The organism is Larkinella soli (genome assembly GCF_003703975.1).
Lineage (GTDB): Bacteria > Bacteroidota > Bacteroidia > Cytophagales > Spirosomataceae > Larkinella > Larkinella soli.
The window spans coordinates 279,477-294,170 of the sequence record NZ_QTJY01000008.1; the positions used below are offsets into that span (position 1 = coordinate 279,477).

At 54.3% G+C, this 14,694-nt stretch carries 10 protein-coding genes, 1 tRNA gene and 1 pseudogene; 5 read left to right on the forward strand and 7 right to left on the reverse strand.

Features of this window, described 5'->3' with window-relative positions; genetic code table 11:
- Positions 1-55 precede the first annotated feature (55 nt).
- The 4 genes from rpoN (at position 56) to DX909_RS16265 (ending at position 3,508) form a co-directional block, all read left to right on the forward strand.
- Positions 56-1,507, forward strand: coding sequence for an RNA polymerase factor sigma-54 (gene rpoN, locus DX909_RS16250; RefSeq protein ID WP_128546245.1), 1,452 nt, complete (start codon positions 56-58; stop codon positions 1,505-1,507).
- Positions 1,508-1,687: 180 nt separating this feature from the next.
- Complete coding sequence (locus DX909_RS16255) at positions 1,688-2,275, forward strand: hypothetical protein (RefSeq protein ID WP_128546246.1); 588 nt, start codon at positions 1,688-1,690, stop codon at positions 2,273-2,275.
- A gap of 279 nt (positions 2,276-2,554) precedes the next feature.
- On the forward strand, positions 2,555-3,349 hold the full coding sequence (locus DX909_RS16260) for an enoyl-CoA hydratase/isomerase family protein (protein ID WP_128546247.1): 795 nt from the start codon (positions 2,555-2,557) through the stop codon (positions 3,347-3,349).
- Positions 3,350-3,434: 85 nt separating this feature from the next.
- Positions 3,435-3,508: transfer RNA gene (locus DX909_RS16265), tRNA-Arg, on the forward strand.
- A gap of 611 nt (positions 3,509-4,119) precedes the next feature.
- Here the strand turns inward: DX909_RS16265 and DX909_RS30100 are convergent.
- The 4 genes and pseudogenes from DX909_RS30100 to DX909_RS29800 all read right to left on the reverse strand — a co-directional run.
- A pseudogene (locus DX909_RS30100) lies at positions 4,120-5,174 on the reverse strand (IS3 family transposase); the annotation flags it as partial.
- A 333-nt stretch (positions 5,175-5,507) separates the two neighbouring features.
- Complete coding sequence (locus tag DX909_RS16280) at positions 5,508-6,050, reverse strand: hypothetical protein (protein ID WP_128546250.1); 543 nt, start codon at positions 6,048-6,050, stop codon at positions 5,508-5,510.
- Positions 6,051-6,060: 10 nt separating this feature from the next.
- Complete coding sequence (locus DX909_RS16285) at positions 6,061-6,879, reverse strand: PIN domain-containing protein (protein ID WP_229311065.1); 819 nt, start codon at positions 6,877-6,879, stop codon at positions 6,061-6,063.
- Between the two features lie 38 nt (positions 6,880-6,917).
- Positions 6,918-7,085: a PIN domain-containing protein gene (locus DX909_RS29800; protein WP_206513013.1), complete on the reverse strand. Its 168-nt coding sequence runs from the start codon at positions 7,083-7,085 to the stop codon at positions 6,918-6,920.
- A gap of 360 nt (positions 7,086-7,445) precedes the next feature.
- On the opposite strand from DX909_RS29800, the gene DX909_RS16290 reads away from it, so the two are divergent.
- Positions 7,446-8,108 (forward strand): recombinase family protein, encoded by a 663-nt coding sequence (locus DX909_RS16290; protein ID WP_128546251.1) that lies wholly within the window; start codon positions 7,446-7,448, stop codon positions 8,106-8,108.
- A gap of 430 nt (positions 8,109-8,538) precedes the next feature.
- On the opposite strand, the gene DX909_RS16295 is transcribed toward DX909_RS16290, so the two are convergent.
- Genes DX909_RS16295 through DX909_RS16305 form a run of 3 tightly spaced genes read right to left on the reverse strand, consistent with a single transcriptional unit; the run spans position 8,539 to position 14,563 of the window.
- On the reverse strand, positions 8,539-8,967 hold the full coding sequence (locus tag DX909_RS16295; protein ID WP_128546252.1) for a response regulator: 429 nt from the start codon (positions 8,965-8,967) through the stop codon (positions 8,539-8,541).
- Positions 8,968-9,003: 36 nt separating this feature from the next.
- A complete protein-coding gene (locus tag DX909_RS16300; protein ID WP_128546253.1) occupies positions 9,004-13,875 on the reverse strand; it encodes a PAS domain S-box protein in 4,872 nt (1,623 codons plus the stop codon).
- A gap of 34 nt (positions 13,876-13,909) precedes the next feature.
- Positions 13,910-14,563, reverse strand: coding sequence for a chemotaxis protein CheB (locus DX909_RS16305; RefSeq protein ID WP_128546254.1), 654 nt, complete (start codon positions 14,561-14,563; stop codon positions 13,910-13,912).
- Positions 14,564-14,694: the final 131 nt, after the last annotated feature.

The window sequence follows — 14,694 nt, forward strand, 5'->3', positions numbered from 1 at the left end:
GGGCGACACGGAACGTCCGGACCCGGATTCGTGCTCTTGAAGATTGTTTCGATTTATGCAGAGACTTAGCCTTACCCAATCCTTACAGCAAAAGCTGTCCCCGCAGCAGATTCAGTTTATCAAACTGCTGCAGATTCCGACGGCCGAACTGGAGACGCGTATCGAGGAAGAACTGGAAATAAATCCGGCGCTGGAAGAAGGCGCCGACGATTACGACGAACCGGCGGCCGACGATCCGTTTGCCGACGAGTACGACGATGATTACAAGGAACGTAACGACGAAATCGACCTGGGCAGTTACCTGAACGAGGACGATTACAACGGTTACAAAATGCAGGGGGACGGCAATTACGGAGAGGAAGAACGGGAAATGCCGGTAGCCAACCGCTCGACGTTGACGGACACGCTCATGCAGCAGTTCGGCTACCTCAACCTCGACGAACGCCAGGAGCTGATCGGGCTCCAGCTCATCGGCAGTATCGAGAGCGACGGTTACATCCGGCGGTCGATGCAGGCCATCGTAAACGACCTGGCCTTCTCTCACAATATATTCACCGACATTGACGAACTGGAAGAAGTGCTGAAAAAGGTTCAGACCTTCGACCCGCCGGGCATTGCGGCCCGGACGCTTCAGGAATGCCTGCTGCTCCAGCTTCAGCGCAAAGACCTTTCGGACCCCGCCGTACCGCTGGCCATTCGGATCATCGACGGCTTTTTCGAGGAATTCTCCAAAAAGCACTACGACAAAATTCAGAAGCGCCTGAACATTTCGGAAGACCAGCTGAAGAAGGTAATCCAGGTCATTACCAAGCTGAACCCCAAACCCGGCTCGGTGGAAGGTGAGGACGGCGCGGTGCAGTATCTGATTCCGGATTTTATCCTGACGAACAACAACGGGAAGCTGGAACTGACGCTGAACTCCCGCAACGCGCCCGAACTGCGCATCAGCCGGTCGTTTGCCGAAATGCTCGATACGTACGAGAAAAGCGACAAGAACAACCGTTCCCTGAAGGAAACCGTCTCGTTCGTCAAGCAGAAACTCGACGCGGCCAAGTGGTTCATCGACGCCATCAAGCAGCGGCAGGCCACCCTGCTGAAGACGATGAACGCCATCGTGAAATTCCAGTACGACTTCTTTCTGGAGGGCGACGAAACCAAGCTGCGGCCGATGATCCTGAAAGACATCGCCAACCTGATCGACATGGACGTCTCGACGGTGTCGCGGGTGGCCAACAGCAAGTCCGTGCAGACCGAATTCGGGATTTATCCGCTTAAATACTTTTTCTCGGAAGGGATTTCGACCGAATCGGGCGAGGACGTCAGCAGCCGGGAGGTGAAAAACATCCTGAAAGACCTGATCGACAACGAGCCGAAAAGCAATCCCCTGTCGGACGATAAACTGGAGAAACTGCTCAATGAGCGGGGATACAACATTGCCCGGCGGACGGTCGCCAAATACCGGGAGCAGCTCAATATTCCGGTGGCGCGGCTTCGCAAGCAGTTGTAAGCGGGGGGTTCAGGCAGAAATTCAAACCGGATACAGGGGCAGACGATGGCGGTACATTTCCGGTTTTAACCTATTTTTGCAAGCTGAAGGGTATTTACTTCACCTGAATTACTGCCTGTTCCATTGACTTTGAATACGCGTCTTGCCCAAATTCTGTCAGCGGTTTTCCACCCGTTGCTAATGCCGACGATCCTGTTCGGCATCCTGCTGTTTACGGCACCCGGCACCCTGAATCTATACGCGCTGGGCCTGACGGCGAAGCTGAGCCTGCTGGTGCTGATCTGCATCAGCACGTTCTTCGTTCCGGCCTTTCTGATCTATTTTCTGTACCGGGCCGGCTTCGTCTCCAGTCTCCATCTCGACAGCCTGGCCGACCGGCGGCTGCCGTATTTCCTGACGGCGGTTCTGTATACGGCCATCACGCTGATGTTCGCCTTCCGGATGCGCCCCCTATCGGAGCTTGTCCCGGAAATCGGGATCATCCTGGGGAGCATTACGGTGTCGGTGACGCTGGTCGGGCTGATCAGCCTGTTCTGGAAGATCAGCGCCCACAGCGTCGGCATCAGCGGCATGATCGGTGCGCTGCTCGGGATTGCCGTTAAGTTCGGCGAGTCCGATCTGTTGTACCCGTTACTGATTCTGGTTATGCTCGCCGGTCTGCTGGCGAGCGCCCGTCTTCACCTGAACGCCCACACGCCCCTCCAGATCGGGGCAGGCCTCTGCCTGGGGCTGGCGGTCAGCCTGACGACGGTCACGTTACTGGTTTAGGAATTGGGGGATTAAGGAGTTGGGGAGTTACGCACCGCCCGATTTTGTCCTCCCGGTGGTATTGTCATCCCGGGGAACGAGGGAGCTTGAGCTTCGGCGCTCCGTCAGACCGGCCATTTAGCCACAAGATCCCTCCTGCGTCGGGATGCCAGAAAGCGGGCAGGATGACAAACAGGCAGCGCATAACTCCTGACCCTTAGATCTTTAAGCCCAAAACCTCTTAACCCCAAAACTCCTAATCTCCCCAACCCCTTAACTCCCAAACTCCCCTACTCAACTATGTTCTCTTTCCTTCTCTATTCCATTTCCGACGGCGTCTGCCGGATCACGCTGAACCGGCCGGAGGTGTACCATGCCCTGAGTCCGGGGCTGATCCATGAAATCCGGGACGCGGTGGAAGCGGCCGGGGCCGACGAGTCGGTGCGGGTGATCGTGCTGACGGCTTCAGGCGACCGGGCCTTCAGTTCCGGGGCCGACCTGAAAGAAGCTTCCGAACCCATCCAGGCCGGCGAGCGGCTTTCGCTGGGAGAAAAGCTGCGCACCACCTATCATCCCATGATTCTGGCGATCCGCAGTGTCCCGAAACCGGTCATCTGCCGCCTGAACGGGTTGGCGGCCGGGGCCGGCTGTTCCCTCGCGCTGTCCTGCGACCAGGTGATTATGGCGGAGGAAGCCTATCTGTCGCTGCTGTTCGTCGGCATCGGGTTGATGCCCGACGCCGGTTCTACCTATTTTCTGCCCCGGCTGGTGGGCCAGCAGAAGGCGTTCGAGTTATGTGCGACGGGCCGTCGGGTGTACGGGCCGGAAGCGGAACGGCTGGGACTCGTCAGCCGTTCCGTTCCGTCGGCGGACCTGGACAAGACTGTGGAAGAGCTGGTTTCCTACTACGCTTCGGCACCTACCCAGGCCATCGGGGCGATGAAGCTGGCCCTGAATCAGTCGTTAACAAATTCACTGGAAGAGCAGATGGAGAAAGAGGCTCAGTATCAGGATTTACTGGGTTTCACCAAGGATGTCGCGGAAGGCATCGGGGCGTTTTTAACGAAAAGGAAGGCGGTTTTCAGCGGAAAATAGCCAATATTATTTGCGGCACCTTTTGACATTAATCGTTTTCCTCTTACTTTTGCAGTCCCAACCGGGAGCAGTGACATCATGTCCCGGACTCGTAGCTCAATTGGATAGAGCATCTGACTACGGATCAGAAGGTTTGGGGTTCGAATCCCTACGAGTCCGCAGTGAAAATCAGCCACTTAGCAAAAATGTTGAGTGGCTTTTTCTTTTTAGTTGCAATACAAGTTGCAATACAAATATCCTTATTGAATAAATTAAGATAAAGTATGCCTTTCCGACTAGAAGGACCCGGGTAGGGAGAGAAGTTTTTACGGAGCGTAAGGTAGAGTTTCCTGAAATTTGGCTACCGGCCATTATTTTGGCCATACCGGATCTAAATCTTATCGCGCGGGTACAGCTCTTCTAGATAACTTTTTTGTCCCGGGACGAAGAATGTACGGACACCAACTCCTACCCAGTCGAGCAGATCGGCGTGACGACGGCCACTGTTAGTCAGCTCTCAGCCCCTGCAGCAGATCTAGAAGGCGGCATATGTAGTCGAAGAGGATGGTAAGCTATAGGAAAATAAACGACGGATGTACCCCTCGCTGAAAACGCTTCAGACCCTATGTAAAAATTTTACAGAGCCTATGTAAAAAATTTATATAGGCTCTGTAAAATTTTTACTTAGGCTCTGTAAGCTTCCCAGTAATTGTAGCCTTACCCACATTAGGACAGCAAGTGTTTAGACTTCTGTGGTTTTCACTTGCCTGGCATAGGTTGCTGGAGCCAGACCACCCAGCGACTGATGAGGATGAATCGGATCGCCGAAGCGAACGATTGTACTGATCAACCCACTCATCCGACAAGATCCGGACTTGTTCCAATGACTCGAATAGATAAGCATCCAACACGTCCTCTCGAAACGTGCGATTCAACCGCTCAATGTAACCGTTCTGCATCGGTTTTCCCGGCTGAATGTATTGAATCCTAATATGGTTCCCTTCACACCATTCTTTGAATTTATCTGCAATAAACTCCGGGCCGTTATCTACTCGGATTCGCTTTGGCAGGGGACGTTCCAAGGCAATCATTTCCAAAACATCAATCACTTTCAGAGCTGATAACGAGAAATCAGCGTGAGCGGCTAGGACCTCGCGACTACAGTCATCTATAATCGTCAATACCCGGATTTTTCGTTTACTTACCAGTGCATCAGAAACAAAGTCCATGCTCCAACATTGATTAATTTCTTGGGGAACCTTCAATGGTTGTTTCACCCGTGCCGGTAGTCTCCGTTTATGCCGCCTTCGATGTTTTAAGTTCAGCAAACGATACACCCGTAGCACCCGCTTGCGATTCCACGTTAGCCCTTCATTTCGAATCTTGCCATAGTAATCATCAAAACCGCGCGTGGGATATAGTTCAGCATATCTCCGAAGTTTATCAATGACCGGCTGATCGTTCTTTTTACTCTGATAGTACCAGTGGGAACGATGCATTCCCACCACTCGACAAGCCCTGCCTACAGACACCTTTTCGTCCACGGCCCACTCCACTAATTCCTTCTGTTGACAAGGCTTTACAGCTTTTTTTCAATGATCTCCTTAGCCAATTTGTAATCCAGACTTAACTCAGCATACATCTGCTTTAGGCGACGATTCTCATCCTGAAGGGCTTTCAACTCTTTTAAATGACTAGATTCCATCCCGTTGTATTTCTTCCGCCAATTGTACAAAGTGGCTTTGGAGATGCCGTACTCACGACAAACATCCATAGCCTCTCGTCCTACTTCGTACTGCTTGAGGATGGCTACGATCTGGGACTCGGTGAAGTTCTTCTTTTTCATGTAACAGTTAAAATTAGACCTTTTCGAGTCTAATCCTACACTGTCCTAATTAGTGGGAAGCTTACATATGTTAACTAATAATGCGATATCCCCGTATAGATTCTCTTGACTACCTCTGTTTTTGAAAGATTGCCAATCAACAATTTTAGACCAACCATTGAAGGCTATAGTTTTTTTACTCAAAATAGATCTGAGATCTTTCATTAATAAATACGTCAGGTGATTTTCATCCCACTCGTGTGGAAATGATTCTATGCAAATAGATTTAAATTTATTTTCCAGAGCGTTTAGTGTCCTTAACATATTGTAAGTGTGATATATGACCTATGCTTATTAATCGATTGGTGTCCATCCCAGAGCGATTTCAATTTTTCTTCTATATTGTGTATCTATCTGCCTTGGAGCTTTTCTAATGTACTCTTCAGCTAACTTTCTTGTATTGTACTCAAGGTTATCTAAATGTTTAATTACATAGTCTACAGATGGCTGTTCACGGTTTGTAAATTCGCTGAATGATAAGCCTGTCCATACTGCCGCATCAAGATTTTTTGTTTCTAACCACTTTACGATTGTAGCTTTGATTCCTTTATCTTCTTTATCGGTTACTTCTACAAAGTGAATATCATCAAGTCTGTATGCGTTTTCACGTTCTTTTAAAGAAGCTCTTGCATCATCGATATTACTAACTGTCATCAATGCCCAAAGCACTCTCACTGGGTGAGCATTCTCATCAATAATAAAAGTAATCCTTTTGTTCTTAGATTGTCTACTCAGCTCAACTGGTAGCAATGGCCCATCTTCAAACCATTTGTTCTGTACAAGTAATCCACCTGGATTCCATATGAGTGATCCCCATCCTAAGCAAGCGATATTCATTGATGTAAATTTAAGTATCTAAAAAGTCCCATTCATCCCCAAGAACCCAGCGTAAAGCAGAGAGCTTACCGTTGAGCATACCCCATTCAAAATTATTCCAAGGCCCAAGGTTTTTCTTGCCAAACTGTTTTTCTTTCTCTTTAGCTGCTTTTCTAGCACCATTGTATACTTCCCTTGACGTTACATTGGGGTTATATTTTCCGGCATCTTTTTTAGTAGCAATTCTTAGTTCACCTATTTTAATGCGGTATAACCAATTTTGATATCGGTTGTACCAAATTTTATCCATAAGTTCATTCATTGCTTCTAATATATCGGACAAACTTCTTGTCTCTTCAACCCATTCGTGCTCGAGCATTAAATCTGATACCAATTTTGGTCTTATTTTTTGAACAGCTTCTGTAAGCTTTATATAATACGAAGATTTGATTTTAGTAAATATGAATTCAATATCAGGATGAGGTAACTTATTATTACCGTTGGGTAGGCTAAAATCCGAAGTATTATGGGTTACGAAGGAAAATTTTACTCCTGCTGACTTTTTGTTACTTACATAGTCCGCGTAGATCTCAATCAGAATGGCATCATTAAAGCTATTTTTGCCACCATGAAACGGAGCTTTTTTATTTATAGCTCTTTGAGCAGCACGTAATTTTATTTTATCGCTCGTTTCAACAATGTCGCTGCTTTTAAGCAGCTTCTCTATTCGGGTGACAGCAAGAGCGGCTGACTCACCAAGTTCAGGGATCTTATAATCTATATTGTTTAAATGATTCAAAACGGCTTGCTTGGTTTCCTGATCACCTAATTTATTTACAGCGTCTTTCACACGCTTTATAACGGCAGAAAGGCTTTTGCCATTTTCTTTTATAACTCTTCCTTTGTGCGAGAAAATTCATCAATTACTGTTTGAGGAACGATTAATGATAGTTCGTTTATACTAATTAATTCTTCGACTATATCTAAAATCTTCTCATAATCAGGGTCTTTTGCTAGATCTAACCATACACAAGTATCAACTAAAAGCTTATGCATATTGCTAATATAGTAATGGCTATAGAGGGTTATTAATCAGATCTATAAATTGGTTTACCTTTTTAACAGCTTCTTGAAAAGATGGTATTGAATGACTTGGAGCATATGACTTTCTATTAACAAAGCGTTCATATTCAGTTGAATACTCAGAGTCTGAGTGGCCTTGTGCTTTCGTCGGTACCCGATAGTAGCAGATGTAGTTCATAGATCCTTATAACATTAAAAACAGGTGTTCCACAGTTTAATTCACCAAAGATAATGGTTTATGGCATTTTACAAACGCTCGTTTGTTAAAGGCCATAAACACCTTATCTTTCGCCTTTCCGTCCGTGGAACACTCTAGCGGACCCTAATGACTCTATGAATTACGTTGCCTACTACCGGGTTTCGACGAAGATGCAGGGCCGCTCGGGCCTGGGTCTAGCCGATCAGCGATCGATCGTGAGCCGTTACCTGAGGGAGGGCGATCAGCTGGTAGCCGAGCTGACCGAGGTTGAGTCCGGCCGCAAGAGCGAACGGCCGCAGCTTCAGGCCGCCATCCGGGCTTGTCAGCAGCACGGAGCAAAACTGCTCATCGCGAAGCTCGACCGGCTGAGCCGCAACGTGGCCTTCGTGATGACGCTGCGGGACTCGGGCGTCGACTTCGTGGCCTGTGATCTACCCGATGCCAACACGCTCACCGTGGGCATGATGGTGACCTTCGCGCAGTTTGAAGCCGAGCGGACCTCGGAGCGCACCCGGGCCGCCCTGGCTCAGAAGAAAGCACAAGGGTTTCGGCTGGGTAGCCCCCAGAATCTTACGCCGGAAGCCATCGAAAAGAGCCGGGTGCTGCGGCAGGGGCTGGCCCGGTCCCACAAGGCCAATATCCAGGCCACCCAATTGGCGACCCTGTACCGGGCCAAAGGCATGACCTACGCTCAGATTGCCCAGCTGCTCAATGACACCCACTATCAAACCCGCCGGCAGAAGCGCTTCGACGGCAAGACGGTCTACCGCTTGTTGAAACGCCAGGAGTCCGAGTAAAAAGTGGCGATGCTACTTGCCAAACAGTGGCCGTTTTGGAGGAAGCCTTGTAAGGCGGTCTTCTCTGGGCAACCCCGAAGACCGCCTCCGGCGATAACGCTCCCAGTTGAGAATCCTGTCCCTTCTTCTACCTGCTGAAGTACGAGTTCGACGGCTCCAACCGCTGGAATGGCCTCGGCTTGCGGTTCTACTGCTTGTCCTGAGCCGCGCGTTTGTGGGCTCTTTTGAGTCTGGGCCGTGGGTCTGGCCGTTTTTGTTGCTCCAGCTGTTGTCCGGACTTGTCCGGACACGTCCGCCCTTCTGAATATTCTACCGGGCGGTTTTGCCAGGCCTGCTTTGAATGGTCAGCATTTGCCACCTCAAGCCGATGTGGACACGCCAACGCTGGCCAGGGAACCAAGAGCAGGAAAACCTCGCAAGGAAATACTTCCTACGAAGAAACGAAGGGCCGGTCATCGCCCCCATAGTTGCAGAGTTTCGTCATCAGGTCTTTGATCTCCATTAGATCCAGGGGCTTGAGCAGAAAGTTGCTGGCGCCTAATTCTAAGCTGCTCTGCCGGTGCTCCTGACTATCCCGGTTGGTGATGATGACCACCGGTACGGACTGCCATTGGGGGTGCTGCTTCAACACCCCGAGGGTTTGAAACCCGTCCATTTTAGGCATGTCCAGATCAAGAAGGATCACTTTCGGGCCGTCCTCCCCCGGAGTCTGGCCGGATTCGATCCAGTCGACCAGGTCGGCCCCGTCCGAAAAAAACTGCATCCGGCACTGGGGGATGAACCGCATCACCACCTGCTGCACCAAAAAACGATAATCCGACGCATCATCGACAAAATAGATCACCCTCGAGTCCGGCATGTAAGAAATTTCGTAAACAGATTACACAACAACCCATCAGGCGGCCTTGTTCGGCGGCACGCTGACCGGAAACTGCAATTCGAACCTCGTTCCGCTTCCCGGCTTACTTTCCACCGACAGGCGCCCGCCCAACAGGACGCAGAGCCGTTTGACGATGGACAGGCCGATGCCCTCCCCTCCCGGCCGGACGGTTTTCTTACGCGCGCCGGCCGTCGAACCGTCGGAGGGAAGCGGGGGCTGGTCTCTCAGCCGGCTCAGCTGGTCCGGTGAAAGCCCCGGGCCGGTATCCGCCACCCACAATTGCCAGCCTGATCGGTTTTCGGCCTCTTTCCAGCCGATCGTAACCCCGCCCTGGTCGGTGTATTTCAATCCGTTCAGCAGCAGGTTCTGCAGGATGCGACGCAGTTGAACCGGGTCGGTTTCCACCTCCAGGTTTGGGGGTCCCTCCGTTTTGACCCATAGATTTCGTTCCTGGACCACTGCCTGAGCGCCGGCGGTCAGTTCCTCCACCAGCCGGGCCACATTCTGCCGGCTGACCTGAAGGGTCTCCTGCCCGGCTTCCAGGCGGGCGAAATCCAGCAGATTCGTCATCAGCTGGGTCATCTGCTGAATGTTGCGTTTGATCATCTGGATCATCTGGTTCCGCTCCGCTTCGCTGCCGGCCATGCCCAGCAGCTGGGTGGCCGAGGCAATCACGCCCACCTGCCCCCGCAAGTCGTGCGAGGCCGACCGAAGCAGCTCGCTGCGATCCCGGAGCGAATCACGAAGCTGGGACAGGGCCTGGGCGCTCCGGCTGGCCTGTTCCAGCTCCGTCAGCCAGTCCTGCTGCTGGGCCTGGGTCTTTTTCAGGTCCGTGATGTCCAGACCCGTCAACACCAGTCCGTCGTCCTGGCGGTTGACGGCCACGCCCAGCCAGCGGTCCTGCGGGGGGCCTTCCAGGAATTTCTCGTCATACCGCGACTGGTTCGACCGATAGACTTCGTGAAGGTACTCCAGGGTTTGTTCGCCCCAGAGCAGCGTACGGAACCGTTCGGCCGACTGCCCCAGCAGTGTCCCGATGGGCTGATTGAAAAATTCGGCTAGTTTCTGGTTGCCCACGGCCAGCCTGAAATCCAGAATTTCTCCCGAGCCGTCTTCGGCATGAACGGCTTTCAGCAGGCCGATGGACGCCGGGGAAGCGTCCAGCACGGCCTGAAGGTTTTCGGCGCTCCGGCGGATTTCCTCCTGGGCCAGCCGCAGGTCCGTAATGTCCCAGTCGATGCCCAGCACCCGCTGCAGCTCGCCGTTTTCACCCGGCAGAACCACCCCTTTCAGTCGGAGGGTTTTGACGGTGCCGTCCACCTGAATTCGCAACACCTCTTCAAAAGGGCCGTCGCCCCGCTCGATCTGGGCGATGATACTCCCGGCCGTGGGCCGGTCGACCTTCAGCGCGTGCTCCAGGTAAGTCGACAGGGTTACCGGTGTACCCACTTCCAGCCCAAACAGATGATACATGCCCTCCGACCAGACAAAGCGGCCGGTTTCCCGATCGTATTCCCAGCTGCCGATGCGGGCCAGCGATTCGGTCTGCTGCTGGAGCGTCTGATTCCGGATGGCTACGGCCTGTTCGGCCCGTTTGCGCTGGGTAACATCGCGGGCAATCGTGGATACGCCAATGACGTTTCCCTTTCCGTCCTTTACCGGTGACAAGACGATTTCCAGCATCATCTCCCGACCGTCTTTGTTGATCCGGACGGTATCATACTGCTCCACCTGCTGCGAATGCTTGATCCGGTCGGTATTCTTCAGTACTTCGGCCAGGTCCGCGGGCAGGGTTAGCATAGTCAGTGGTTGGCCGATCACCTCCGAGGCCTGATAGCCGTACAGCTCCTGGGAGGCCTGATTCCAGCTGGTGATGATCCCGTCAAAATTGATCGTCAGCACCGAATCCTGCGACGACTCGACAATCGAAGCCAGAAAGAACCGGGCTTCTTCGGCGGCCCGGCGCTCGGTCAGGTCCCGCATGATTTTCACAAAGCCCAGCAGCCGGCCCGTGGCGTCGGTCAGGGGGGAGACCGACCCCGACCCCCAAAACCGGGTGCGGTCCTTGCGCACATGCCAGCGTTCGTTCTGGGCCCGGCCGTTCTGGCGGGTAGTCTGCTCTTCGTGGTCGGGCTCTCCCCGCCGGCGATCTTCCGCCGTAAAGATGATGTCGCCCGACTGGCCGATGATTTCGGCTTCGGAATACCCGAACATGGCCTGAGCACCGGGGTTCCAGCTGGTGACGCGTCGCTCCAGGTCCTGGGTGAAAATGGCGTAGTCGGTGGCACTTTCAATCACCAGCCGTAGGCGTTCTTCCGACTGGCGCACGGCCTCCTCGGCGGCTTTGCGGGCGGTGATGTCCACGAAGGTGATCACGATGCCGTTGATGCGGTCCTCGGCCGTTCGGTAGGGCAACACCCGCATCATGAATACCCGTCCATCAATGGTGCGAACTTCCCGTTCCACGGGTTGCAGCGTCTCCAGCACCCCTTGGGCATCTTCCTGCAGGTGCGCGTAGTCCAGCCGGTTGGTGATGTCGCTCAGGGGCCGGCCCGTATCGGCCGGGATCAGGTTGAAGATCGAGCGGGCGGCCGGCGTAAACAGATTCACCCGGAAGCCCCGGTCGAGAAACAGGGTGGCCAGGTCGGTGGAGTTGATTAGGTTCTGGAGGTTATTTTTGGTCAGGAAGATCTCCTCCACTTTGACCTTCAGCTCCTGGTTGACCGTCGTCAGCTCCTCGTTGATCGACTGAAGCTCTTCCTTGCTGGTTTCCAGTTCCTCGGCCGCCGAGCGCAGTTCCTCGTTCATGGCCTGAAGCTCCTCATTGGACGCTTTCAGCTCCTCGGCCTGGGTTTCATGGAATTCCGTCGAGTTCCGCAGCTGCGCCTTGACGCGGATCAGTTCCTCTTCCAGGTGGCGGGCGACGGATTCCTCCGAGGTGCGGATGTCGTCCGCCTGGCCGATATCCTCCGTGGCCGGCTCAAAGAGCACCAGAAAGAAACCCCGGGCCGGATCACTCTGGCCGAGGACGGGCCGCACCTGGATAGTGATCGTCTCGGTCTGGTCGCCGGTGCGCAGCACCAGGTTGCGGGCCTTGACGTTGGTGCGCTGCTGGACGGCCTGGTAGAAGGCCGAGCGCAGTTCCAGCCGCAGCTCCGGGCGGATGAGCTTCAACAGGTTTTTCGAAGGCTCCCCGCCGGCGATCTGCAGATAGCGCCCGGCCCGCTCCGACAGGTGCAGAATATCGTACTCCTCATTGACGACGATCGAGGGGGGCGCATACTGTTCGAGTAGCTGGTGATGCAGCTCCCCGTAATTGGGGCGGCTCACCGGGGGGCGGGCCTCCCCTTCGGCGGCCGGTTCCGGCGGGCGTTTTTTTTCGGGCAGCAGCGAGGGGATGGTTTCCGGAATCGGATACGGCCGCGTGGTCACCTGCCGGCTCTGGTAGAGGTGGTCCTCCCGGCTGACGGGCGCGAAGAGGTCCCCCGCCCCGTCGGGGGTTTCCGACAGGCCCAGCATCAGAAAACCGCCGGGCTGGAGGGAAAAATGAAACGTTTCCATCACCCGCTCCTGGGCGGTGGGGTTGAGGTAGATCAGCAGGTTCCGGCAGCTGACCAGATCCATCCGCGAGAACGGGGGGTCTTTCAGTATGTTGTGGTGGGCGAACAGGACCATCTCGCGGATTTCCCGCCGGATGCGGTATTCCTCGCCTTCCCGGAAAAAAAAGCGGTGCAGCCGTTCGGGCGACACGTCGGCGGCATCGTTGAGCGTATACCGGCCTTCGCGGGCGGGGGCGATGGCGGCCTCGTCGATGTCGGTGGCAAAGAGCTGAACCTTCGGCGCGTCGGGGAGGCCCAGGGTCTGTTCGGCCAGCAGCATGGCCAGCGAGTAGGCTTCCTCCCCGGTGGCGCAGCCCACGACCCAGACCCGGACCGTATCCTCGGCCTTTTTGCCCTGAAGCAGCCGCGGCAGCACCTCCTGCTCCAGGGTGGCAAACGCTTTGCCGTCACGGAAAAAGTTGGTGACCGAGATCAGCAGGTCCTTCAGCAGGGCCTGCGTTTCTTCGGGATGTTCGCGCAGGTAGGCGGCATAGGCCGGCAGATGGGCCAGCCCCCGAACGTTGAGGCGCCGTTCGATCCGGCGCATCAGGGTCGGGCGCTTGTAGTTGGAAAAATCGTGGCCGGTGCGCAGACGCAGCTGCGTGAAAATCTCGCGCAGGGCCTGCTGCTGCTCCTCGGGCCGCGTCTCATTTTCGACCGGAATCCAAACCGTGCCGAGGTTTTGCCGGTAGGCGATGAGCCGTTCCGGTATCTTCGCCACCGGCAGAATCTCATCGACCAGGTCGGTGGCGATAGCATGGCGGGGCATTTCCTGAAAGGCCGCTTCCCGGGGGTTCTGCACGAACACCACGCCCCCGTTTTCCTTGATGCGCTTGATACCCATCGAGCCGTTGGCCCCGGTGCCGGACAGAATCACCGCCACCGCCCCCGGGCCGTGCGATTCGGCCAGCGTCCGCAGGAAGATATCCACCGGCGCCCGCCGGTCTTCCAGGCGGGAATTGGCTTCTACGACCAGCAGGCCTTCCTGCATGGTCAGGTGTTTGTTGGGCGGTACGACGTAGACGTGATCGGGCAGAACCCGCACGGATTCGGACACCTGCGTCACCGGAATTCGGGCCACGCCCTGCAGGATTTGCGCCAGCTGGCTGTCATAGTCGGGCGACAGGTGCAGGATCACCACATAGGCCATGCCGGAATCGAAAGGCACCTGCTTGAAAAATTCGGTCAGCGCTTCCACTCCCCCGGCTGACGCCCCAAGGCCCACCATCAGCATGTTATCGGGCGTAGGAAGGGATGGTTTCTGCGGATTTGATTTCTTTTTTTTCACGGGAATCAGCGACCAGGGGGTTCAGAAAAAAAGGTTAACATTCGGTGGCCAGCGTATCGGCCTGTTCGCGGAGCGAATCATTGCTCAGCGGTTCATGGCTCATCACCGCCTGCCGGACCAGACCGGCGCGTTGCAGGGCTTCCTGGGCTTTTTTAAAATACATCCCGGCCCGTTTCGGCCGGTTGGCCTCGGCAACATGGTCGCCCAGGTGATTCATCAGCAAAACGCTTTCTTCCACCACCCGAAGGGCCGTAAACCGCGTATCTTCTACTTTCTGGGTCATGGCCACCAGCAGCGAATCGGCCGGATAGGCGTGCCCGGTATGACAACGGAACCGCGCCAGGCGGCCATCCTTCAACCGCGTCAGCACCCCGTGGCATTCCGGACAGGTAAAGGGAGTCCGTTCACCTTTGACCTGCACCGACGCCTCCACCACCAGCAGGTGATGATCCGGGGAGCCACGTAAATCCGGGCCCGATACCAGGGGTTGCCCATCGTGGGCATGAGCGACCGGAAGGGGGGTGAGACGGCTCCGCACCTGCGGCAACACGCCCCGCACGGTGGGGGCCATATGCCAGACGATAAAAACAGAAGCCTCCAGGTCGGAGGGCAGGGCCGCCACGATTTTTTTGATGGCTTCAAAACCGCCCGCTGAGGCACCGATGACAATCATATCTCGTTTTGCCATTCCGATCCTGGTTCAGAAGGTCAACCAATTCAAAACCTAAATGGCCATTCAAATCCGAATAAAACCTTTAGGCTTTCAACCATGATGAGTTGAAACAAGGGAAATCTAAGTAAAAAAGCAATGGAAGGGGA

Bases quoted from the DNA above. Each gene is read 5' to 3' on its own strand.
- rpoN (WP_128546245.1), top strand. From the start codon at position 56: ATGCAGAGACTTAGCCTTACCCAATCCTTACAGCAAAAGCTGTCCCCG.
- DX909_RS16255 (WP_128546246.1), top strand. From the start codon at position 1,688: ATGCCGACGATCCTGTTCGGCATCCTGCTGTTTACGGCACCCGGCACC.
- DX909_RS16260 (WP_128546247.1), top strand. From the start codon at position 2,555: ATGTTCTCTTTCCTTCTCTATTCCATTTCCGACGGCGTCTGCCGGATC.
- DX909_RS16280 (WP_128546250.1), bottom strand. From the start codon at position 6,050: ATGAATATCGCTTGCTTAGGATGGGGATCACTCATATGGAATCCAGGT.
- DX909_RS29800 (WP_206513013.1), bottom strand. From the start codon at position 7,085: ATGCATAAGCTTTTAGTTGATACTTGTGTATGGTTAGATCTAGCAAAA.
- DX909_RS16290 (WP_128546251.1), top strand. From the start codon at position 7,446: ATGAATTACGTTGCCTACTACCGGGTTTCGACGAAGATGCAGGGCCGC.
- DX909_RS16295 (WP_128546252.1), bottom strand. From the start codon at position 8,967: ATGCCGGACTCGAGGGTGATCTATTTTGTCGATGATGCGTCGGATTAT.
- DX909_RS16305 (WP_128546254.1), bottom strand. From the start codon at position 14,563: ATGGCAAAACGAGATATGATTGTCATCGGTGCCTCAGCGGGCGGTTTT.